Raw genomic sequence first — 22,071 nt, forward strand, 5'->3', positions numbered from 1 at the left:
GGCGCGTATCGTGCATTCAACTATTCAGGCAACTCCGTCACTCTCCGGTGAAATCAGGCCGAAACGGAATCTTCGCTGGCGGGTCGTCGACATCGTCGTCGCCAGCGTTCTCGGCGTCGCAGCTGGTGTGATCTTCTGGGCCTGGGGTCTGGCCTGGGGACCGCTCAGCGCGGCACTGGCGTTCACTCCCGGCCTCGGCGGCCTGCTTGCCGGCGGCTGGCTCTTCGCCGGGGTGCTCGGAGGCCTCGTCATCCGAAAGCCCGGCGCTGCGCTCTATACCGAGCTCGTGGCTGCAGCCGTCTCTGCCTTGATCGGAACCGTCTGGGGCTTCGAAACCCTCATTTGGGGACTTGTCCAGGGCATCGGGGCGGAGATCGTGTTCGCTGCATTCTTCTACGCGAACTGGCGGATCGGGGTCGCCCTGCTCGCGGGTGCTACCACCGGCCTCGCCGTCGGGCTGCTGGACACCACCTTCACCAGCTACGCGGCGCTCGATGTTGCGGCGAAAACCACCTACGTGGTGAGTGCGATCGTCTCAGGCGTGCTCATCGCCGGGCTTCTCTCCTGGTTCGCGGTCCGGGGTCTCGCAGCGACGGGGGCGCTCAGCCGTTTCGCCTCCGGAAGGCAAGCCAGAACCGTCACGGGCACCAGCGGTCAATGACCGCTGCCTTCTCGGCCCGTCCCGTCCCTGGCGCGCAGATTCGCGCCAGGGATTGGGGCTGGCGGCACGCCGGCCGCGGTACCCCGGCCGTTTCTGCGCTCGACCTCGACATCGAAGCAGGGGAGCGGGTGCTGCTCCTTGGAGCCTCAGGTGCGGGCAAATCGACGTTGCTTCAGGCGATGGCCGGGGTGCTCGGCGGCGAAGAGGAAGGCGACGAGTTCGGGTCCATACTGCTCGACGGGCGACGACCTGCGGATGCCCGGGGCCGGGCTGGACTCGTCCTCCAGGACCCAGACTCACAGATCGTTCTGGCACGGATCGGGGATGACGTCGCGTTCTCCGCGGAGAACCTCGGGGTTCCGCGGGACGAAATCTGGAAGCGGGTTCGCTGGGCGCTCGACGCGGTCGGACTTGACCTCCCGCTCAGTTCCTCGTCATCGAACCTCTCCGGTGGGCAGAAACAGCGCCTCGCGCTGGCCGGCGTCCTCGCGATGCGGCCGGGCCTTCTGCTCCTTGACGAACCCACGGCGAACCTCGACCCGGCAGGCGTGCGGGAGATCCGAGACGTCGTCGACCGCGTTGTCGCCGATACCGCCGCAACACTGGTCGTCGTCGAACACCGGGTCGCCGTCTGGCGGGATGTCGTCGATCGCGTGATCGTGCTGAACCCCGCAGGCGGGATCCTCGCAGATGGGCATCCCGATGCCGTCCTCGAACGGGAGGGACCACGCCTCGCCGCCGCCGGAGTGTGGGTCCCAGGCATCCCGCCGCGGGTGGCACCTCGCCCACACCGGGTATCACCGGGGCTCGACCTGCTGCAGGCCGCCGACCTCTCGGTCGGCAGGACGCCGTTCGGCTCGAAGGTGCCTTCTGTCGCGGCATCCGGTCTCGATCTCACCCTTGCCGAGGGCACCGGCACGGCGGTGACGGGAGCGAACGGAACCGGCAAGTCCACCCTGGCCCTGACCCTTGCCGGGCTGCTGGAGCCGGCCGGAGGAGTTCTGCGTGCCACGCCCACCCTGGCCCGTGGCTTGCCTCCCGCACCGATCCGGTGGAAGTCGCGTTCGCTCCTCACCCGGCTCGGCACCGTCTTCCAGGAACCGGAGCACCAGTTCCTTGCGCAGAGCGTGCACCGTGAGCTCGCTATCGGTCCGACGGCGCTGAAGCTGGGCCAGGACGAGATCTCCTCGCGCGTCGATGACCTGCTCCAGCGGTTGCGGTTGGGGCATCTCGCCGACGCGAACCCGTTCACCCTCTCCGGAGGCGAGAAACGCCGGCTTTCCGTTGCGACCGTGCTGGCAACGCGGCCGCAGGTTCTGCTGCTCGACGAGCCCACCTTCGGGCAGGATGCGGTGACCTGGGGCGAGCTCGTCTCGCTGCTCGGTGAACTGGTCGACGGCGGCAGCTCTGTCGTCACCGTGACGCATGACCTCGCGCTTGTCGCCGCGTTCGCTGACCACGAGCTCGTCCTCGGCTCGGCCACCGAGGTACGGGCATGAGCGCACTCCTGCCCGAGATTCAGGATTCCGCTATCGCGCGCGTCAACCCGGTCGCGAAGCTCGCTGTTGCTGTCTTCCTCAGCGTCACGCTTCTCCTCTCGATCGACGTCGTGTCGGCATCCGTCGCGCTGCTGCTCGTCGGCATCCTCCTTTTCTGGTCAGGACTCGATGCACGCCAGTTCTGGATGCGCACGGCGCCTCTGTGGCTCGCGGCGCCGTTCGCCGGGCTGACGACGGTGCTGTACGGCGAGGACAGCGGCGCGGTCTTGTTCGAATGGGGACTGATCTCGGTCACGGAAGGCTCGCTCACCCTCGGCCTGTCGATCACGCTCAGGGTTCTGGCGATCGGGCTGCCGAGCATCGTTCTGTTTGCCACCACCGATCCCACAGACCTCGCCGACGGCCTCGCGCAAGTGTTGCGGTTGCCCGCTCGATTCGTTCTCGGCGGCCTGGCGGGGGTGCGGATGATCGGACTGTTTCTCGACGACTGGCGTGCTCTCGGCCAGGCCCGCCGTGCGCGGGGTGTCGGCGACTCCCATGCGCTCGTGCGCCTCGGTACGCAGGCGTTCGCCCTGCTCGTCCTTGCCATCCGGCGAGGCAGCAAACTCGCGACGGCGATGGAGGCGAAGGGATTCGGATCCGACATCGCGAGGACCTGGGCGCGGCCGTCCCGCTTCGGCGTCGCTGAGGTGGTGCTCATCGGAATCGGAATCGGCATCGCCGGAGTGTCTGTTGCCGCGGCGGTGTATGCAGGAACCTGGAGCTTCATCCTTGACCGGTCGTGACTCTGCACGGGTGGGGGCACCGGTCGTCGTGAGCGTCGACGAGGCGGTGACCCGGATTCTTGCGCTCCGCTCCCTGCCCGTTGAGACGGTTCTGCTCGACGGTCCGAGTGGAGCCGGCAAGTCGACCCTCGCAGACGCACTGGCCTCCGCGTGGGCGGGAGCGGTCGGCCTCGTGCGGATGGACGACATCTATCCAGGCTGGGGCGGGCTCTCCGCCGCGAGCGGGCACGTGCATGACAGCCTGCTTGAGCCTCGGCGTCGCGGCGTCGAGGCCCGCTGGCGGCGGCACGACTGGGGAACGGGGCAATCCGCGGAGTGGCACAGGGTGCCTGGCGACCATTCGCTGATTCTCGAGGGATGCGGTGCGCTGTCGCGCCGCAACGCCTCACTGGCGACGATTCGGATCTGGCTCGACGCCGACGACGAGGTGCGCAAGCAGCGGGCGCTCGCGCGGGACCAGGGCGGCTTCGACGCCCACTGGGACGGCTGGCAACACCAGTTCGGCGTGTTCCTTGCGCAGGAGGCGCCGGTCGACGCGGCTGACCTGGTTCTCCGCATGCCGTGACACGACCGTGTCGGCTCAGAACGAGTCGATCCATGCGTCGATGACGATGGCCGGGTGACCCAGCCGCCAGAAAAAGTCCGGGTCGTAAACCGCGGAATCGATTTTGAGCGGAACGGTGCGCTCGGTGCCGGAGCCGTCATCCACGAGGATGCTGCCGATCGTGGCTCCCGCCCCTGCCGTCGTCACCGGGTCGGTGTCCACGGTGATCGACGGTGTCGTTCGTATCCACCGGAGTGTGTCCGGTGACAGTCCGGCGACGCCGCGTGCTGTGTCGCCCCATGCTGTGGTGAGTGTCACCACCGGGGTGCCTTCCGCAATCGCAGGCCGGGCTGAGACTCCTGCTTTGGCGCTCTCCACGAGCGCCAGCATTCCGGCGTCGAGGGTGTCCCAGTCCGGCTGGCCGAGAAACGCGCCGTATACCCTGAGCGGTCCTTCGACGCCCTCGACCTTCACGTCGAGTCCGAACTGGAGGCAGATGCCGGCGGCATCCGTGTAGCTGCGGGAAATGCCGATGACACCGTTCTCAGGCATATATGTCGTGGTGTTGTCCACGCCGCGGCGGCTGGGCAGGCCAGTCACCGGCTCTGACAGGAGCGAAGCGATCGCCGGGGTCTCAAGGGCCAGCGCTGACAAGCGGGCCAGGTCGGCTGCCGTGCCGACGCTCCGGTCGCTCAGCCCGGTTGCGTCGACGACGACGGTGTCGGCGAGGTCGTTCTCGGCGAGCCAGGAATTCGCGGCGACGACGTATTCATCGACGGATCCGAACGCCCACCGCGCGAGAGTGTCGGCGTGGTTGTTGCTCGAGGAGAGCAGCATGGCCTGGAGCATGTCGCGCTCGGTCCAGGCATCGGCGGTGTACACCGTGACGGTGCGGGTGCCCGAATCACGGTAGTCGATGTAGGACAGGTAGTCGTCGCTCGTGATCGGAACGGTCGGCCCCGGCTCGTTCTCGTTGAGCGGGTGCCGATCGAGGACCACCAGTGCGGTGATCGCTTTGGTGATGCTTGCCATCGGCATGGGCTCAGTGTTCCCGGCTGCGGCGAACGGCGCGTCGATCGCGTTGAGCGTGATGGCGCTGGCCCCTGATGCCGGGAGGACCGGCGGGGTGGCGGGTTCGGGGTCGTCGAGTGCGATCCGGGAGACGGATGCTGCCGGCAGCGGGCCGAGAAGCGTCGCCGGCCCGTAGAGCCCTGCCCCGAGGATCACCACGGTGCCCGCGAGGATGCCGATTCCGCGTGCTACGCCCACGGGAGAAACCTTGAAACTGTCACGGCCTCAGGCTAACCCGGCGAGGAAGAATCGCCCGTCAGCCCCACCCGAGGGCGTGCAATTCGTCGTCGTCGATTCCGTAGAAGTGAGCGATTTCGTGCACGAGGGTGATGCGCACCTGCTCACGGAGCTCAGTGGCATCAGTGACGATGTGCAGCAGTGGCTCCCGGTAGATGCTGATCATGTCGGGGAGTTCACCGAAGCCGTACTGGCCTCGGTGGTCGAGAGAGACGCCGTGGTACAGGCCGAGCAGGTTGAGGGAGCCGTCCTCCGGGCGATCTTCGATCACGATGGCCACGTTGTCGAGACCGTTGACCATGTCGTCGGGGAGGCTGTCGAACACGTCGCCGACGAGGGCTTCGAAGGTGTCTGCATCCATGTCGACCATGTGCGTCACCGTTCTGGGCTGCTACCGCATTGCGCCTGGCGCTTGCTACTTGGGGTGAGTAACGGGGCTTGAACCCGCGACCTCGCTTTGGTGCTGAACCACAACCAGGCGCTTGCTACTTGGGGTGAGTAACGGGGCTTGAACCCGCGACCTCCTGGACCACAACCAGGCGCTCTACCAACTGAGCTATACCCACCATGCGCAACTCACGGCCGGGACCGTTCGATTGCAACTATGGAAGTCTATTACACAATTCGGGTGTAGTTGTTCACTACGGTCGCTGCGACGGATTTGGCTTCGTCCGATGTCGGCCCTGGCAGAGGAACGAAGGCTGCCTCGCGGTAATACGCGAGTTCGCGGATCGATTCAAGGATGTCGGCGAGGGCGCGGTGGCCGCCGTCCTTCGCGGGCGCGTTGAAGTAGATCCGTGGGTACCAGCGACGGGCCAGTTCCTTGATGGAGGACACGTCGACGTTGCGGTAGTGCAGGTGCGAGTCGAGGCGAGGCATGAATTTCGCGAGGAATGCGCGGTCGGTGCCGATCGAGTTGCCGGCAAGTGGAGCCTTCTGCTCGTCGGGGACATGACTGAGGATGTACTCGAGGGCCTGGAATTCGGCATCCGCGAGGCTGACGCCGTGGGGGATCTCCTCCAGGAGCCCGGATGACCGGTGCATGTTCGTCACGAACTCGCCCATGTTCTCAAGCGCGGAGGCGTCGGGCTTGATGACGATGCTGATTCCGTCGTCGATCGGTTTGAGGTCGAAATCGGTGATCACCACCGCGATCTCCACCAGTTCATCGACAGCGAGGTCGAGCCCGGTCATTTCGCAGTCGATCCATACCAGGCGGTCGCTCACATTACTCATGCCCTAATGCTACTTGCGACCTGCGACCTTCCCCGCCGACACCGGGGTTGGCCGGGTGACGCTGCGGCAACGGCACTGGTCGCTGCGGTATTCTGGGTTCTGCCCGCCTCCGTAGCTCAGGGGATAGAGCAGGAGCCTTCTAATCTCTTGGTCGCAGGTTCGAATCCTGCCGGGGGCACTTTCAAAAACGCTTCGTCCCGTTCGTCTGACGCAGATGCAGGGTTTTCGGGATGCTAATCGACATGTGCGTCAGACGAACCACTTTCGGCGGATCTCCAGCAGCCTCGGTCACGATCGTCCAATGAACCCATCGCTGCGTTTACGCCGGCCCGTTCCACTGCCCGCGGGTCGTGGGCAGGAGTCCGTGTGGGACTACCCGCGGCCACCACGCGTTGAGGCAAGTTCGGAACATGTGGCGATCCGTCTCGGTGGCCGCGTGATCGCAGAAACGATGCGTGCGCTGAGGGTCCTCGAGACGAGTCATCCGCCCGTCTACTACCTGCCGAAAGATGCCTTCGCCGACGGAGTGCTAACGCCCACTGGTGGGTCGACGTGGTGCGAGTTCAAAGGCAAAGCGGAGTATTTCGACCTATCGGCGGGGGATGCCACGGTCCACCGCGGCGCCTGGCACTACCCGGCACCGAGGCGGGCTTTCGAACAACTCGTCGGCCTGGTGGCCGTCTACCCGGGCCTGATGGACTCGTGCGAAGTCGACGGCGAGATCGTTCGGCCCCAGGAAGGCGGCTTTTACGGCGGTTGGGTGACCTCGCGGATCGTCGGACCGTTCAAGGGGACGCCGGGGACGACGGGCTGGTAGCCGCCGGGCGGCGTCTGGATACATGCCCGTAACCCGACGGCGGTACGTTAACAGAATGCGAGCGCTACAGGCACAGATCATTGCAGAGCTGGATGTCAAGCCCACCATCGACCCAGCCACCGAAGTGAGCAGGAGAGTCGACTTCCTGATCGACTACCTGCGGGCGACATCCGCCAAGGGTCTTGTCCTTGGCATCAGCGGCGGGCAGGATTCGAGCCTCGCCGGCCGGCTGTGCCAGTTGGCGGTCGAGAAGATGTCCGCCGACGGGACCCCTGCGACTTTCATCGCCGTGAGGTTGCCGTATGCCGTCCAGCACGATGAAGACGACGCCCAGCTGGCGCTGGAGTTCATTCGCCCGGCCCGCACCATCACGTTCAACGTGCGCAGCGCCGTGGATGCCGTCGAGGATGAATACGAGGCCGTCGCCGGCAAGCCACTCACCGACTTCCACAAGGGCAACGTCAAAGCTCGTACACGGATGATCGCGCAGTATGCGATCGCAGGCGAAGAAGGATGCCTCGTCGTCGGAACCGACCATGCCGCGGAAGCCGTTACGGGCTTCTACACGAAGTTCGGCGACGGAGGTGCCGACCTGCTGCCGCTGAGCGGCCTGTCGAAGCGGCAGGGTCGAGACCTCCTCGTATACCTCGGGGCACCGGACCGGTTGCACCAGAAACCGCCGACGGCAGACCTTCTGGACCGCAAGCCCGGACAGACCGACGAAGCGGACCTGGGGCTGGAGTACGAAGACATCGACGACTACCTCGAGGGCAAGACGGTTCCGGACGAGATCGCCGCCTCCATCGAGGCCCGCTTCCTCGCCACCCGGCACAAGCGCGCCACACCGGTCACCCCTGTCGACACCTGGTGGCGTTCCTGAGTCAGGGCCTTCGCGCTTAACGACAGAGGCGGTCCCGCAATCATGCGGTACCGCCTCTGTCGTCCGGGAACCTGTCAGGCGAGTTTCTTCTCAGCCTCGGGGTCGGCAGCCGCGCGCTTGACGTCCATCGCGGCGACGTCGTCCATCAGTTTCTGTGTGGTGGTGTCTGCGCTCGGGTAGGTTGCCGGCGTTACCGTCGGCTCGCCGGAATCAGTCGGTGTGAACTTCTCCCGCTTTTCACGAGCGGTCCACGCGTCCTGCTCGGCCGCAAGCGTCTTCTCGGATGCGGTGGCTTCAAACTTCCAGCGCTCGAGGTCGCTTTCGAAGACGCGACGGGTGCGTGAGGGGCGGGCCTGCCATTCGAGAAGGCGGTCGCGGAACTCGGCCCGGACGGCGGCGAGCTCGAAACCGAACGTTGCGGAATCGCGCTTCATCTCGGCCAGCTGGTGCGCGGCCCAGTTTGCGGCAACCGCAGCGCCCTTGACCGGCAGAAGTCGGAGCTGGATGTCAGCCTGTCCGGCCGCACGGTCGGCGATGAGCTGTTCCTGTGGGCTCAGCGAGTTCCACGAAGCAGCCTCGGTCGATGCGTCGATCAGGGCTGCGATAGCGGATGCCTTGAGGTCACGGTCACGCTGGTCGACCAGACGTCGCACAGCGGCTTTCGTGACGGCCGCGGCGAGAAGCGCCGAGACGAGTATTGCGAGAGCGACGACCGCGGCCATGAACAGCACAGGTCGGGTGTCGGGTGCGGTCAGCCAGGCTACGAATTCATTCCACCATTCCATGTGCCGAACGTTACCGCGCAACCCGCCCAGACCCGCGGCATTCGGGCCGTGTCGCGAATTGTCGGCTGCGACGTTGGAACGGTCACAGTGAGTGGAGGCAGTCCATCGCGTCGTCGATTCGCCAGAACTCGCCAAGCGTGTGGAACCGTGCGGACTGAGGTGCAAGGCGTTTGGCGATGAACATCGTGCCGTCGGCGTCGTTCCGGCGCTCGATGTGACCGAGAATGCGGCCGTCTGCCACGGTCGCACGCCAGAGGTCTTCCTTCACGCGGACGAGGTTGAGCCCGGTTCGGTGGCGGGCCACGTCTGGGCCGTTCGCCGTCGCGTCGAAGGGGGCTGCGACGGTCGGATGTGTCAGCGTCGTGAGTGTCATTCTTCCTCCTTGCCTGCGGCCGGCCCCGGATTGATCTCGTGTTCCCACGCTAAACACCACCACCGACATCCACTCGGTCACCCGGAGTGGGCGCACATAACTCCGCCAATCCGTGCGGGCTGTCGGCGTGCCGCGGGGTCCCGGTCCGGAACTACGCCGCCGACCCTCGGCATCGCCGCCGTTCAGGCTGAGTTGTGACCACCGCGGCCGTGCGCAGAAGCTGAATATCGTCCCAGAGTGGCCGCTCACCAATCCTCCGGTAACGCAAAGTCCCCGAATAGAAAGCTATTCGGGGACCTGGCGGCACTGGAACGGCTGCGAACCTAGTTCAGGCCTGTGCCGTCGACGGCAAACGGCTCGATGGCCTGCAGTTCCGCGTCGGTCAGTGGCGGCGCTTCGAGCGCGCCGACGTTCTGCTCCAGCTGCTTCACTGAACTCGCGCCGATGAGCGCCGACGTGACCTGCGGATGCCGCAACACCCAGGTGAGGGCAAGCTGGGCGAGGGTCTGGCCCCGGTCCCGCGCGATGCCGTCCAGCGCCCTGGCGCGCTCGAGGTAAGTTTCGTTCAGGTTCTCTGGCGACAGGAAGCGGCTGGTTGCTGCGCGGGAATCTGCCGGGACGTCTCCGCCGAGGTAACGGTCGGTGAGCAGCCCCTGGGCGAGCGGGGAGAACACGATCGCCCCCGCACCGACCTCGTCGAGGACGTCGAGCAGTCCGTTCTCGACGTGGCGGTTGAACATCGAGTAGCTGGGCTGGTGGATGAGCAACGGGATCCGGTGTTCAGCCAGCGCTGCCGCAGCCTTCCTGGTCTGCTCGGGGGAGTAGTTGGAGATTCCGGCGTACAGTGCACGCCCTGAGTTCACCGCTGTGGCGAGTGCTCCCATCGTCTCTTCGATCGGGGTGTCCGGGTCGGGGCGGTGGGAGTAGAAGATGTCGACGTAGTCGAGACCGAGCCGCCCGAGGCTCTGGTCGAGCGAGGACAGCAGCGTCTTGCGGGAACCCCACTCGCCGTACGGGCCCGGCGCCATGTTGTAGCCGGCTTTGGTCGACACGATGATCTCGTCGCGGTGTGGTGCCAGGTCGGTGGCGAGGATGCGGCCGAAATTCTGCTCGGCTGAGCCGGGAGGCGGACCGTAGTTGTTTGCCAGGTCGAAGTGGGTGATCCCGAGGTCGAAGGCCCGTCGGACGATGGCGCGCTGGGTCTCCCACGCGCGGGCATCGCCGAAGTTGTGCCAGAAGCCGAGGCTCACTCGGGGAAGGAGCAGACCGCTCCTCCCCGTCCTGGCGTACTGCATCGAGTCATAACGGTTTTCGGCGGCAACGTAGCTCATGACGCAATGCTAGTGAGTTCGGCCGCTCGGCTGCCTGCTCAGGCGTCCTCCACGACGGATGCATGTGCGCCGCTTCTCCACGGATCCCGCGCAACGCCGTTCCCGGGCACGCCCCTCGAGCACACTCGACATGTGGTTCCCGAGCCGGCGATCCGGCACGAGGGTCGGCCCGGGAACCACATCCACGCCGGAGATCCCGGGCGTGCGTTGTCGAGGACGGAGCATCCAATGACCGACACCATCACCCTGACGGGGCTCGTCGCAACTGTTCCTTCCGTGGTGAACCAGGACGACAAGGTCCCATTCATCAGTTTCCGGTTGGCGTCGAACCAGCGGTACTTCGATCGCCGCACCTCCCAATGGGTCGCCGGAGACACGAACTGGTACACGGTGAGCGCGTTCCGGGCGCTCGCGGTGAACGCCGCGGCATCCGTGCACAAGGGTGACCGTGTGCTCGTCACGGGGAGGCTGAAGGTTCGGCGTTGGGAGGCCGGCGAGAAGAACGGGCTCTCGGTCGACGTCGAGGCGGACAGCATCGGGCATGACCTCATGTGGGGCACAGCCCGGTTCGAGCGGACCACACAGCGCGACCCAGCACCGCCGCCCGACATCCAGCCCGCGACCGTGTCGCCGTCGACGGATGGCGGCACACCCGTTCCGGACCTACCGACGACGTCTTCACAGGGCGGCCAGGAAGCGTGGGGCGTCACGGTCCCGGGGCGGCAGACGGACGACCTCGTGGGCGCCTCCGCCGAGACGATCGATGTCCCGTTCTGACCCGGGTGCGCTGCCTGCTTACGGGGCCGTGCCCGTCTACGGTGCCGTGCCCGTCTGCGGTGCCGTGCCCGCCAACGATGCCGTGCCCGCCTACGATGCCGTGCCCGCCTACGATGAAGGAGGCGCGGAACCTGCGCCGAAACCAGGCGGAAGGTCACAGGCATGCGCAGCACCACAGGCACGGCCATCCGCCTCTTTCCCGCGGCCGTGGGGCTGGCTGTTGTGCTCACCGGATGCACCGCTCCGGCGGAATCGGATCCCGTGCGGCCGGGCTCCTCCTCATCGGCCACCACGGCTCCGACGTCGGCACCGACGTTCGACCCGAACGCGTCGGCTGAGGAGGCCATGGCGGTCTTCGACACCGTCAACACGGTCACCCTCGCGACGGATGCCGACGCAAACGGCCGCGCCTTCATCGACGGCCTCGCCGAGGCCGGTTTCGACAAGGCGACGATGGAGCTCACCGCCGACGAGACGACGATCGGCAACGCCGCTGATTCGATCCAATTCTCCGTTCGCTGGGGTGAGTCCTGCCTGATCGGCCAGAACGGCTCGGCGGTCGGCGGCTACCACTCCACACTCGCCCCTGTGCTCGGGTCCGGTCGATGTCTCATCGGCAGTACACGGCCGATAGACTGGTAGCAATATGGCTGAATATATTTACTCCATGGTGCGCGCCCGCAAGGCGGTCGGAGACAAGATCATCCTCGACGACGTCACGATGTCGTTCTTCCCCGGTGCCAAGATCGGCGTTGTTGGGCCCAACGGCGCCGGAAAGTCCACCATCCTGAAGATCATGGCCGGACTGGACACCCCGAGCAACGGTGAAGCCAAACTGACCCCCGGCTACACCGTCGGCATCCTGATGCAGGAACCGGAACTCGACGAGAGCAAGACGGTACTCGAGAACGTTCAGGAGGGCGTCGGTCCGATCAAGGCCAAGGTTGACCGGTTCAACGAGATCTCCGCGGCGATGGCCGAGCCAGACGCAGACTTCGACGCGCTCCTCGCTGAGATGGGCACGCTCCAGGAAGAGATCGACCACGCCGACGCGTGGGACCTCGACTCGCAGCTCGAGCAGGCCATGGACGCACTCCGAACCCCGCCGGGCGACCTGCCCGTTTCGAACCTCTCCGGTGGTGAGAAGCGCCGCGTCGCGTTGTGCAAGCTCCTGCTGCAGAAGCCGGACCTGCTGCTCCTCGACGAGCCCACTAACCACCTCGACGCCGAGAGCGTCCTCTGGCTTGAGCAGCACCTCGCCAAGTACCCCGGCGCCGTCCTCGCCGTCACCCACGACCGGTACTTTCTCGACCATGTCGCCGAGTGGATCGCTGAAGTAGACCGCGGTCACCTGTACCCCTACGAGGGCAACTACTCGACCTACCTCGAGAAGAAGCAGGAGCGACTGCAGATCCAGGGCAAGAAGGACCAGAAGCTCTCCAAGCGCCTCGCCGAAGAACTCGAGTGGGTCCGCTCCAACGCCAAGGGCCGCCAGGCCAAGTCGAAGGCCCGTCTCGCCCGCTACGAGGAGATGGTGACCGAAGCCGAGCGCACCCGCAAACTCGACTTCGAAGAAATCGTCATTCCCGTCGGCCCGCGTCTCGGCGCCCAGGTCATCGACGCCAATAAGCTGCAGAAGGGCTTCGGCGAACGCATCCTCATCGAGGACCTCAGCTTCACCCTGCCCCGCAACGGCATCGTCGGAATCATCGGCCCGAACGGCGTCGGAAAGACGACCCTGTTCAAGACCATCGTCGGCCTCGAGCCGCTTGACGCCGGTGACCTCAAGATCGGTGAAACCGTCGACATCTCCTACGTCGACCAGAGCCGTGGGGGAATCGACCCGAACAAGAACCTGTGGGAAGTCGTCTCAGACGGCCAGGACTACATCCAGGTCGGAAAGACCGAGATCCCGTCGCGGGCCTATGTTTCGCAGTTCGGATTCAAAGGACCCGACCAGCAGAAGAAGGCTGGTGTTCTCTCCGGTGGTGAGCGGAACCGCCTCAACCTGGCACTCACGCTCAAGCAGGGTGGAAACCTTCTGCTCCTCGACGAGCCGACCAACGACCTCGACGTCGAAACGCTCGGAAGCCTCGAGAACGCGCTCCTCGAGTTCCCCGGTTGTGCCGTGGTCATCACTCACGACCGGTGGTTCCTCGACCGCACGGCCACCCACATCCTCGCCTACGAGGGCACCCAGGACGATCCCGCCAACTGGTACTGGTTTGAAGGCAACTTTGAGTCGTACGAGCAGAACAAGATCGAACGCCTCGGCCCGGATGCCGCGAAGCCTCACCGTTCCGCGTACCGCAAGCTCACGCGCGACTGATGCGGGTCCACGTCCCGATCCATCTTCGTTGGGGCGACCTCGACGCCTATAACCACGTCAACAACGTCGAGCTCATGCGCCTCCTCGAGGAGGCGCGCGTGCGCGTGTTCTGGCGTGACGACAGCGAAGGCGGTGACATCGATTCGGGCATGGCCCTGATCGAGGCGGAAGCGGGCTCGGACACCATCACGCTCATCGCTCGTCACGAGGTCGAGTACGTGATGCCGATTCCGTACCAGCGCCAGCCCCTCGATGTGCAGGTGTGGATCGGGAACCTCGGCGGTGCGAGCCTCGAAGTGGGCTACGAGGTGTACGGACCGTCCGGGCCCGACCAGCCGCTGTACGCGCGAGCGTCCAGCACCATCGTGCTCGTCGACGCGAAAACGTCACGCCCCCGCCGGATCACCGACGAGGAGCGCACGGCCTGGACCCGGTACCTCGAAGACCCGGTCGCGTTCACCAAACGGCGTTAGCCGACTCCGCCTTCGGACAGCGCAGGCGGAACCCGCACCATTCCCTCCTGGGCGACGCTCGCGACCAGCTGGCCGTCCCGTGAGTAGAACCGGCCCTGGGCGAGCCCGCGCCCGCCGGATGCGCTCGGCGATTCCTGCACGTAGAGCAGCCACTCATCGACCCGGACCGGACGGTGCCACCACATTGCGTGGTCGAGGCTCGCCACCTTGAGGTCGCGGGTCATCCACGGGAGCCCGTGGCGGCGAAGAATCGATTCGAGCATCGAATAGTCGCTCGCGTACGCCAGGGCGGCGCGGTGAAGACCGTCGTTGTCGGGAAGATCACCGATCGCTTTGATCCAGACCGCGTTGGTCGCCGTACGCTCGCCCTCCACCGACAGGTAGATCGGTGAGGGAACATGACGGATGTCGAACGGCCGGTCGTCGGCCCAGGCCTGCGCAACAGGGTGGTCGATGTGGCCGAGGACGTCCGCTGTGGTCGGCAGGTCTTCAGGCTCCGGGTAGCCCTCCGGCATCGGGGCGTGGTGGTCGAGACCCTCGTCGGGGTCCTGGAACGACGCGATCATCGACAGGATCGGGAGTCCGTTCTGGTAGGCCTGCGTCCTCCGAGTGGAGAACGAGCGACCATCGTGGATCCGGTCAACGCTGAAAGTGATCGGCTGGTTGACGTCGCCCGGGCGCAGGAAATAGCCGTGCATCGAGTGGATGACCCGGTGCTCCTCGGTCGTCCTCGACGCCGCCGTCACCGACTGGGCGAGCACTTGACCGCCGTAAACCCGGCCCCCCGGCATCCACTGCGATGGCCCCGTGAAGATGTCCTCACTCGTCCTCGCACCTGTGTCAGACAGGTCGAGGGCGTGAAGCAGCGAATCGAGGGGGTCGGTCATGGTTCTCCGATCGATGGCGGGGCGGTCGGGCGAATCGGCCCTGTTAGGTAGTTTAGACAGCAGATGACGAACACATTTTTGCTTCAGGATGCCCACGCCGCCGCCGATCTTCGGACCTACCTCGCACGGGTTCGGGTTGTCGACGATACCGCGGTGCGGTTGGTCGCGGGCGGGGGAGTGCTCGCCGTCTATTCCGCCGTCCTGTACCCGCGTGGTCTCCTCGATTCCAGCCCGACGATCCTGGGCCTGCGGACGTTCGCAGAGACCTCCGGTGCCGGTTTCGACCGCGTCGTGCCGCCTGCCGCGATCTCTGACCGGCTGGCCGCGCTCGACGCATCCGTCGATTCGCCGGCGGTTCCACTGCCCGACAGCGACGTCCGAACCAGTTGGTCCGGCATCGCCCCACCCCGCGGCGGCTGGGAGCGGACCGGGTCGGTCAGTTCCGTTGCGCTCGAACTGACGGCCCGCGACGGTGCGGGAGAGGTTGCCCGTGCGGTCCCGGAGAACACCGGTGACCTCCGCGTGCAGCGGGTTCGCTCCGAGGTCTGGTCCCGCCCCCTCGACGGGTACCCGGAGGTGCCGTCCGGGATCGCGTTCGCTGCCGCGAGCCTCGGTTTTCTCGTCGGCGAGGAGGAGGTCCCGCTCTACAGTTCGGGGCAGTGGCTCCGTGCCAGCCCCGTGCGCGGGCACGTTCTCGTCCGGACCGGTCGCGCCGCCTGACACTCAGGCGTTCACGGGCGCCTTTGACGGCACAGGTTCGTGGCGCAGGTAGGTGCGGCGGAAGACACCGGTGCCTGCGGTCAGCGCACGCAACTCGATCGCGTAACGCAGCAGTTCGGCATCCGGGATCTCGGCACTGATTTCGGTGAGGTCGCCGCCAGCCGAAGAGGTCCCGGTCATGTGGCCGCGCCGAGACGACAGATCGGTCATGACCGCGCCGACATGGGTGTCCGGCACGCTGATCGTGACGGCGGAGACCGGTTCGAGCAGCTGGATGCGCGACGCGGATGCCGCCTCACGCAGCGCGAGCGCCCCAGCCGCCTGGAACGCGGCATCCGACGAATCGACGCTGTGCGCCTTCCCGCCGACAAGCCTCACCCGGATATCGACCACAGGAAAACCGGCCGACACCCCTTTCTGCATCTGCTCCCGGACGCCCTTCTCCACCGACCCGATGTAGTGGCCCGGGACCACGCCACCGACCACGTTGTTGACGAATTCGAATCCGGCGCCGCGTTCGAGCGGTTCGACCTCGATCTCGCAGATGGCGTACTGGCCGTGTCCGCCTGACTGCTTCACGTAGCGACCGCGGGCGGATGCCGGCGCGGCGAAGGTCTCGCGCAGTGGGGTGATGACGTCCATGGTCTGCAGTTTCACGCCCTGGCTGCGGAGGCGGTCGAGGACGACCTCGGCGTGGGCTTCACCCATGCACCAGAGGATGAGCTGGTGGGTTTCCGGGTTACGTTCGACGCGGAGCGTCGGGTCGACGGCCGCAACCTTCCCCATGCTTCGAGCCAGCGTGTCGTCGTCGGCTCGGGATGCCCCCTGCACGGCCACGGGCATCAACGGCTCCGGCATGTCCCATTCCTGCACGAGCAGCGGCTGTTCCTTGTCGGAGATGGTGTCACCGGTCTCGACGCTGCTCAGTTTGGTGAGCGCGCAGATGTCCCCGGCGATGCAGGACGGCACCGGACGCAGGGTGGAACCGAGCGGAGACTGCAGGTGCGTGACCCGTTCGTCGCTGTCGTGGTCCTGGTGGCCCCGGTCGGCGAGCCCGTGCCCGGCGACATGGATGTTCGAGTTCTCGCGCAACGTGCCCGAGAAGATCCGCACCAGGCAGACCCTGCCGAGGAACGAGTCGATGGTCGTTCGGACTACCTCGCCGACAAGAGGCCCCGCCGGGTCGCAGCTCAGCCGACCTACCGATCTGCCACCGAGGTCGGTCACTGGCGGGACCGGCCGCTCCAGAGGAGACGGGAACGCCCCGGTCATCAGCTCGAGCAGCTCAGCGGTGCCGACGCCGGTTTCGGCGGATGTCGGCAGCACCGGAAAGAACGACCCGCCCGCCACCGCGGTTTCCAGGTCAGCGATCAGGGTGCCGAGCTCGATCTCCTCGCCGCTGAGGTAGCGGTCCATGAGCGTCTCGTCCTCGCTCTCGGCGATGATGCCTTCGATCAGTGTGCCGCGGGAGGCTTCGGCGTCGGCGAGTTCGTCGGCGGTGGCTGGCCGGTAGACCGGGGTCCTGCCTGTGCCGTAGTCGGACACCGTGCCCGACAGCAACCCGCGCAGGCCGCTGATCGCCCCCGACGTTCGGACGGGTAGGTAGAGGGGCAGCACCGAGTTGCCGAATGCCTGCTGGCAGGCCGCCAGGACGGCGTCGTAGTTGGCTCGCGGATGATCGATCCGGCTGATCACGACGGCACGCGGCATCCCGACCCGGTCGCATTCGGACCACAGGGCGGTCGTGGCAGCGTCGACACCGTCGACCGCAGACACGACGAAGAGGGCGGCATCCGCTGCTCGCAGACCGGCGCGCAGGTCACCGACGAAGTCCGGGTAGCCCGGTGTGTCGAGCAGGTTCACTTTGATGTCATCAACGGCGATCGGCAGCACGGACAGGGCGACGGACCGTTGCTGGTGGATCTCTGACGGGTCGGAGTCGCTCACCGTCGTGCCGTCGACGATCGAGCCGATGCGCGTGAGGACGCCGGTCGCGGCAAGCAAGGCCTCGGTGAGCATCGTCTTGCCAGACCCCGACCGGCCGACCAGCGCGACGTTGCGGATGTTCTCCGGGCGTCCGGCCCACACGCCGGGCGAGGCGTCCGCACGCTCAGTGGTGCTCCGCCCCGGAGCCTTCACAGAGCCATTCGTACCCTTAGCCGACATGAAAAACTCCCTACTTCACCGGTCGCTCGCACGATATGACACGATTCGACACCCTGGAGCCGCCCGACGGCAAGGGCTTCGACCGAGATGACGACAGGGGTCAGCGCAGCTGGGCGGCGATCGACCGGCCGACCGTGCGACCCGTCAAAAGGCAACCGCCTTGCCGGTGAGGTCCGGGTTCTGTTCACTGCCGGAGAGCGCGAACTCTTCTCGATGATTCGTTGGGTCAGGACGAACCAGCTGTGGTGGCCGGCTTGCTCATCGGAGGAGATCCGGGTCCGCTGTCGGGTTACCTGCCCGGGTCACCCGTGGGGGTTATTCGTCGAAGGTGTTGACCATCGCCTGCGCGGCGCGCTCGAGGTAATCCCAGAGCGTCGCCTCGTGCAGGGGCGACAGCCCGAGGGTGTCGACCGCGGCGCGCATGTGGAGGAGCCAGCGGTCACGGGCGTCCGGGTTGACCTTGAACGGCATGTGCCGCATCCGCAGCCGGGGGTGACCACGCTGCTCGCTGTACGTCGATGGCCCGCCCCAGTACTGCTCAAGGAACATCGTGAGTCGTTCGGCTGCCGGACCGAGGTCCTCTTCCGGGTACATCGGCTTGAGTACCGGGTCGTCGGCGACGCCCTTGTAGAACTCTACGCAGAGCTTTTCGAAGGTGGGGCGGCCGCCGACTTCGGCGTAGAACGAGCTGGAGAGAAGATTGCTCATGACTTCCGTGGTGCCTTTCTCGGCGACTTCCGCCCGACGTGCGGTGCTTCGTTGACGACCGAGAGCGCTTTCGTCCGCGGCGGGCGAGCGCCGGTGACGGAAGAAGCACCGTCGAAGCCCTCGAGGACGACGCTCTTCAGCGAAGGAAGCTGAATGCCCATGGCGTCGGTGGCGGCCTTGAGCCTGGCGCGAAGTTCGCGGGCGACATCGTCCTTGGCCGGCGGACGGGTCTTCACGACGAGACGAATGACGAGAGCTTCCTCAGAGATGGACTCGATGCCCCACAGCTCAGGGCGCTCAAGAATTCTGCTGCGCCACTTCGGATCCTGGGCCAGCGATGACGCGGCTTCCATCATCCGGTCCTGCACGGCCTCGACGTCGGCGTCATACGGGACGGCCAGGTCGATGATGACCCGCGCCCAGCCCTGCGACATGTTGCCGACACGGAGGATCTCGCCGTTCCGCACGAACCAGAGGGTTCCGTTGACGTCACGGACCTGGGTGATCCGGATGCCGACGCGTTCGACGACACCGGTGGCCGGGCCGAGGTCGACGACGTCGCCGACACCGAGCTGGTCCTCCATCACCATGAACAGGCCGTTCAGTACGTCCTTGACGATGTTCTGGGCACCGAAACCAAGGCCGGCACCGAGCGCGGCGGTGAGGAGCGCGAGCGACCCGATGATGTTCTGGTCGATCTGGTTGACAATGAGCACGATCGTGATGATGACCACGGTGACGTTGACAATGTTGCCAAGCACTGTGCCGAGCGTGCGGGTGCGCTGAACAAGCCGCACGGCGGCAAGGGGCGAGACGTTGAGGGCCTGGGTGTCTTCGGCGCCCTGGTTTTTCTTCACTCCGGAGACGATCTGGTTGACGATCCGCCGGATGACGAAGTGGAGGAGCCAGGCCGCGACCAACGCGCCGACGATGATGCTCGCGATGGCGACGAGGCGGCCGAGCGGGGTGAGGAAGAACGCGTCGACGCTCGCCCAGAAGTCAGTCATATTCATTGCTTCAAGTCTACCGGGTGGCCTCTGAACGGATGCTGGAGGCGCTGGTTAACGCGAGTTGCCCGGTTTACCGGGTTCGGACGGGCCGGAACCCCGAAAACCGGGCAACTCGCGGAAGGTTACGCCTGTGCGTCCCGCTCCTGTGCCTTGAGCGCACGCTCGGCGCCGGCGAGGCTCTCGACGACGATCCGGCGAAGCGCTGGCGGCTCCGGGTTCGTTTCAAGCCATGCGAGAGTGGCGTCGCGGAGTTCCTCGTTCGCGAGAGGCGCCGGGTACAGCCCCATCACCAGGTATTCGGCGATCTTGTAGCTGCGCGACTCCCAGACGTGCTGGAGCATCCCGAAGTAGTCCGGAATGAACGATGCGAGCACATCCTTGTCACGAGCCCGCTGGAAGCCGATCCCGGTCCACTGCACGATCGCGTTAGGGGCCGTGTCGGTGTCGACGACGGATGCCCACGCGGCGCGTTTCGCCTCGAGCGTCGGGATCGCTGCACGGGCGAGCGCTGCCGCCTTGGCCCCGTTTGCGGTGTTGTCGTCGGCCAGGGCGGTGTCGACCTCCTCGTTCCCGGCGGCGCCGCCGGCAGTGAGCGCCGTGAGCAGCTCCCAGTCGAGGTCGGTGTCGACCGTCAGGCCGTCAAGGACAAGCTCCCCTGAGCGCAGGCCGCGCAGGATGTCGACGTGCACATCGGTCGACGCGACGCCGGCGAAGAACTTCACGAACTGGAACTGGGCGTCCGAACCCGGCTCCGCGCCCTCTGCCAACTGCCACAGTGTGTCGCCGACCTCGACGAGCACGTCTTCACGAGCCTCGGGGGCGACGTACTGGGTCGCGGCGAGCAGGAGCTGGGTGAGGGTTGTCCGGATGGTCGTCGACTCGGTCTCGCTCGCGATGTTACCGAGCACCAGCCGCACGTATTCGCGGGCAGGGGTCTCGGCGTCGCGGGTCGCATCCCACGCGGCGGCCCAGACGAGTGAGCGGGCGAGGGGATCCTCGATGGTCGCGAGCGACGTCGTTGCGACGGCGAGCGACGCGTCGTCGAGGCGGATCTTGGCGTAGGCGAGGTCGTCGTCGTTCAGGAGCACCAGGTCGGGACGCTTTCTGCCGACCAACTCCGGAACATCCGTTCGCTCGCCGTCGACGTCCAACTCGAGACGGTGCTGGCGAACGAGCTTGCCGTCGACGGAGTTGTAGAAGCCGATGGCGAGGCGGTGTGGGCGGATCGTCGGGTATTCGGCCACGGCACTCTGCAGCACGGTGAAACCGGTGATCACTCCAGACTCGTCGACGGAGATCTCCGGACGGAGGGTGTTGACCCCGGCCGTCTCGAGCCACAGCTTGCCCCAGCCGCTGAGGTCACGACCGGATGCCGTCTCCAGCTCGGTCAGCAGGTCGACGAGTTCGGTGTTGCCCCACTCGTGCTTCTTGAAGTACGCGGAGACCCCGGCGTAGAACGCGTCGATGCCGACCCAGGCGACGAGCTGCTTGAGCACAGACCCGCCCTTGGCGTAGGTGATGCCGTCGAAGTTGACCTGCACGTCTTCGAGGTCGTTGATGGTCGCAACGATCGGGTGGGTCGACGGCAGCTGGTCCTGGCGGTACGCCCAGCTCTTCTCCATGGCGTTGAACGTCGTCCAGGCGCCGGTCCACTCGGTGGCTTCCGCGACGGCGATGGTGGATGCCCACTCGGCGAACGATTCGTTCAGCCAGAGGTCGTTCCACCACTTCATCGTGACGAGGTCACCGAACCACATGTGGGCCAGCTCGTGGAGGATCGTGACGACGCGGCGCTCCTTGACGGCATCCGTCACCTTGGAACGGAAGATGTACGCCTCGGTGAACGTCACCGCTCCCGCGTGCTCCATGGCGCCGGCGTTGTACTCGGGCACGAAGAGCTGGTCGTACTTCTCGAACGGGTACGGGTAGTCGAACTTCGACTCAAAGTATTCGAAGCCCTGACGGGTCTTCTCGAAGATGTAGTCCGCGTCGAGGTACTGCGACAGGCTCTTGCGCGAGAAGACGCCAAGCGGGATGGTGCGGCCGTCGCTCGAGGTGAGTTCGCTGCGCACCACCGCGTACGGACCGGCGATGATGCAGGTGATGTAGCTCGACATCACCTGTGTGGGTTCGAACGCCCAGGTCTTGCTGTCCTCGCCGGCAGCGACAGGCTCCGGGGTCGGAGCGTTCGAGATGATATCCCAGTGGGCGGGGGCGGTCACCGTGAACCGGAACGTCGCCTTCAGGTCGGGCTGCTCGAACACCGCGAACATGCGGCGGGAGTCGGGGACCTCGAACTGGCTGTACAGGTAGACCTCGTCGTCGACGGGGTCGACAAAGCGGTGCAGTCCCTCACCCGTGTTCATATAGATCATGTCGGCGTCGACGGAGAGCTCGTTCTCGGCCTGCAGGTCGTGGAGGGTGATGCGGGTGCCGTCACTCACAACAGCCGGGTCGAGGCTCACACCGTTGAGGGTCACAGCGTGCACGGTCCGCGTGATCGCGTCGATGAAGGTGGACGCGCCGGGTGTGCCCGTGAAGCGCACCGTCGTGGTCGAACGGAAGGTCTCAGGGCCGGTGGTGAGGTCGAGGGTGACGTCGTAGCTTGAGGTCGAAACGAGCGATGCCCGTTCCTGTGCTTCGGCGCGGGTGAGGTTTTCTCCGGGCAACGCGGAACTCCTTTGTGCGAAATGGGACGGGCGGATCGTGTCCGAGTTGCAAGCGTAGTCCTTTGCTTCCGAGCCCCGCGGGAACGGTCGCGGGAATGCGGGGCCGGGGTTCC

General features: G+C 66.1%; 22 protein-coding genes and 2 tRNA genes. 12 read left to right on the top strand and 12 right to left on the bottom strand.

Annotation, left to right across the window (positions count from 1 at the left end):
- The first annotated feature begins 10 nt into the window (after window positions 1–10).
- From BM197_RS05105 to BM197_RS05120, 4 genes are read left to right on the top strand one after another with little or no spacing between them, the layout of a single operon-like run.
- Window positions 11–661 (top strand): ECF transporter S component, encoded by a 651-nt coding sequence (locus BM197_RS05105; RefSeq protein ID WP_245762396.1) that lies wholly within the window; start codon window positions 11–13, stop codon window positions 659–661.
- Entirely contained in the window at window positions 658–2,160 is a 1,503-nt protein-coding gene (locus BM197_RS05110) for an ABC transporter ATP-binding protein (protein WP_090709421.1), read from the top strand. The genes BM197_RS05105 and BM197_RS05110 overlap by 4 nt, the downstream gene beginning before the upstream one ends.
- Window positions 2,157–2,945, top strand: a complete 789-nt coding sequence (locus tag BM197_RS05115) for an energy-coupling factor transporter transmembrane component T family protein (RefSeq protein ID WP_090709423.1) — start codon at window positions 2,157–2,159, stop codon at window positions 2,943–2,945. Before BM197_RS05110 ends, BM197_RS05115 begins: the two co-directional genes overlap by 4 nt.
- Window positions 2,932–3,510, top strand: a complete 579-nt coding sequence (locus tag BM197_RS05120; protein WP_245762397.1) for a nucleoside/nucleotide kinase family protein — start codon at window positions 2,932–2,934, stop codon at window positions 3,508–3,510. The genes BM197_RS05115 and BM197_RS05120 overlap by 14 nt, the downstream gene beginning before the upstream one ends.
- A gap of 15 nt (window positions 3,511–3,525) precedes the next feature.
- Here BM197_RS05120 and BM197_RS05125 read toward each other — a convergent pair whose 3' ends face one another.
- The 4 genes from BM197_RS05125 to orn all read right to left on the bottom strand — a co-directional run bounded on the left by BM197_RS05125 (window position 3,526) and on the right by orn (window position 6,033).
- Window positions 3,526–4,758, bottom strand: a complete 1,233-nt coding sequence (locus BM197_RS05125; protein ID WP_090709427.1) for a D-alanyl-D-alanine carboxypeptidase family protein — start codon at window positions 4,756–4,758, stop codon at window positions 3,526–3,528.
- A 58-nt stretch (window positions 4,759–4,816) separates the two neighbouring features.
- Window positions 4,817–5,167: a metallopeptidase family protein gene (locus tag BM197_RS05130; protein ID WP_090709429.1), complete on the bottom strand. Its 351-nt coding sequence runs from the start codon at window positions 5,165–5,167 to the stop codon at window positions 4,817–4,819.
- A gap of 120 nt (window positions 5,168–5,287) precedes the next feature.
- Window positions 5,288–5,363, bottom strand: a tRNA-His gene (locus tag BM197_RS05135).
- A 49-nt stretch (window positions 5,364–5,412) separates the two neighbouring features.
- On the bottom strand, window positions 5,413–6,033 hold the full coding sequence (gene orn, locus BM197_RS05140; RefSeq protein WP_090709430.1) for an oligoribonuclease: 621 nt from the start codon (window positions 6,031–6,033) through the stop codon (window positions 5,413–5,415).
- A gap of 105 nt (window positions 6,034–6,138) precedes the next feature.
- Here orn and BM197_RS05145 point away from each other — a divergent pair.
- From BM197_RS05145 to nadE, 3 genes are all read left to right on the top strand, one after another.
- A tRNA-Arg gene (locus BM197_RS05145) sits at window positions 6,139–6,211 on the top strand.
- A gap of 123 nt (window positions 6,212–6,334) precedes the next feature.
- A complete protein-coding gene (locus tag BM197_RS05150) occupies window positions 6,335–6,850 on the top strand; it encodes a DUF427 domain-containing protein (RefSeq protein WP_090709432.1) in 516 nt (171 codons plus the stop codon).
- A 55-nt stretch (window positions 6,851–6,905) separates the two neighbouring features.
- Window positions 6,906–7,730, top strand: a complete 825-nt coding sequence (gene nadE, locus BM197_RS05155; protein WP_090709434.1) for an ammonia-dependent NAD(+) synthetase — start codon at window positions 6,906–6,908, stop codon at window positions 7,728–7,730.
- 74 nt (window positions 7,731–7,804) lie between these two features.
- On the opposite strand, the gene BM197_RS05160 is transcribed toward nadE, so the two are convergent.
- From BM197_RS05160 to BM197_RS05170, 3 genes are all read right to left on the bottom strand, one after another.
- Complete coding sequence (locus BM197_RS05160) at window positions 7,805–8,515, bottom strand: hypothetical protein (RefSeq protein ID WP_090709436.1); 711 nt, start codon at window positions 8,513–8,515, stop codon at window positions 7,805–7,807.
- Between the two features lie 82 nt (window positions 8,516–8,597).
- Window positions 8,598–8,888, bottom strand: coding sequence for a hypothetical protein (locus tag BM197_RS05165; protein ID WP_090709438.1), 291 nt, complete (start codon window positions 8,886–8,888; stop codon window positions 8,598–8,600).
- A gap of 323 nt (window positions 8,889–9,211) precedes the next feature.
- Window positions 9,212–10,219, bottom strand: coding sequence for an aldo/keto reductase (locus tag BM197_RS05170; RefSeq protein WP_090709440.1), 1,008 nt, complete (start codon window positions 10,217–10,219; stop codon window positions 9,212–9,214).
- Window positions 10,220–10,447: 228 nt separating this feature from the next.
- Between BM197_RS05170 and BM197_RS05175 the strand changes: the two genes are divergently transcribed.
- From BM197_RS05175 to BM197_RS05190, 4 genes are all read left to right on the top strand, one after another.
- Window positions 10,448–10,996, top strand: coding sequence for a single-stranded DNA-binding protein (locus BM197_RS05175; RefSeq protein WP_177216728.1), 549 nt, complete (start codon window positions 10,448–10,450; stop codon window positions 10,994–10,996).
- Window positions 10,997–11,158: 162 nt separating this feature from the next.
- On the top strand, window positions 11,159–11,638 hold the full coding sequence (locus BM197_RS05180; RefSeq protein WP_090709444.1) for a DUF6993 domain-containing protein: 480 nt from the start codon (window positions 11,159–11,161) through the stop codon (window positions 11,636–11,638).
- Window positions 11,639–11,642: 4 nt separating this feature from the next.
- Window positions 11,643–13,325, top strand: a complete 1,683-nt coding sequence (gene ettA / locus BM197_RS05185; protein WP_090709446.1) for an energy-dependent translational throttle protein EttA — start codon at window positions 11,643–11,645, stop codon at window positions 13,323–13,325.
- Window positions 13,325–13,798 carry an acyl-CoA thioesterase gene (locus tag BM197_RS05190; protein WP_090709447.1) on the top strand — a complete coding sequence of 158 codons (474 nt, stop codon included), beginning with the start codon at window positions 13,325–13,327 and terminating at the stop codon, window positions 13,796–13,798. Before ettA ends, BM197_RS05190 begins: the two co-directional genes overlap by 1 nt.
- Here BM197_RS05190 and BM197_RS05195 read toward each other — a convergent pair.
- Window positions 13,795–14,685 (bottom strand): acyl-CoA thioesterase, encoded by an 891-nt coding sequence (locus BM197_RS05195; RefSeq protein ID WP_090709450.1) that lies wholly within the window; start codon window positions 14,683–14,685, stop codon window positions 13,795–13,797. The two genes, BM197_RS05190 and BM197_RS05195, sit on opposite strands and share 4 nt — an antisense overlap.
- Window positions 14,686–14,748: 63 nt before the next feature.
- Between BM197_RS05195 and BM197_RS05200 the strand changes: the two genes are divergently transcribed.
- Window positions 14,749–15,405 carry a DUF8185 domain-containing protein gene (locus BM197_RS05200; protein WP_090709452.1) on the top strand — a complete coding sequence of 219 codons (657 nt, stop codon included), beginning with the start codon at window positions 14,749–14,751 and terminating at the stop codon, window positions 15,403–15,405.
- 3 nt (window positions 15,406–15,408) lie between these two features.
- Here the strand turns inward: BM197_RS05200 and BM197_RS05205 are convergent, their stop codons facing one another.
- From BM197_RS05205 to pepN, 4 genes are all read right to left on the bottom strand, one after another.
- On the bottom strand, window positions 15,409–17,571 hold the full coding sequence (locus BM197_RS05205) for an elongation factor G-like protein EF-G2 (RefSeq protein WP_090709454.1): 2,163 nt from the start codon (window positions 17,569–17,571) through the stop codon (window positions 15,409–15,411).
- 315 nt (window positions 17,572–17,886) lie between these two features.
- Window positions 17,887–18,279, bottom strand: a complete 393-nt coding sequence (locus BM197_RS05210; protein ID WP_090709456.1) for a globin — start codon at window positions 18,277–18,279, stop codon at window positions 17,887–17,889.
- The gene (locus tag BM197_RS05215; RefSeq protein WP_090709458.1) at window positions 18,276–19,292 is read right to left on the bottom strand and encodes a mechanosensitive ion channel family protein; all 1,017 of its coding nucleotides are present in this window, start codon (window positions 19,290–19,292) and stop codon (window positions 18,276–18,278) included. Before BM197_RS05215 ends, BM197_RS05210 begins: the two co-directional genes overlap by 4 nt.
- A 119-nt stretch (window positions 19,293–19,411) precedes the next feature.
- Entirely contained in the window at window positions 19,412–21,958 is a 2,547-nt protein-coding gene (pepN, locus tag BM197_RS05220; protein ID WP_090709460.1) for an aminopeptidase N, read from the bottom strand.
- Between the last annotated feature and the right edge of the window lie 113 nt (window positions 21,959–22,071).

It is taken from the genome of Mycetocola miduiensis (genome assembly GCF_900115155.1).
GTDB lineage: Bacteria > Actinomycetota > Actinomycetes > Actinomycetales > Microbacteriaceae > Mycetocola_A > Mycetocola_A miduiensis.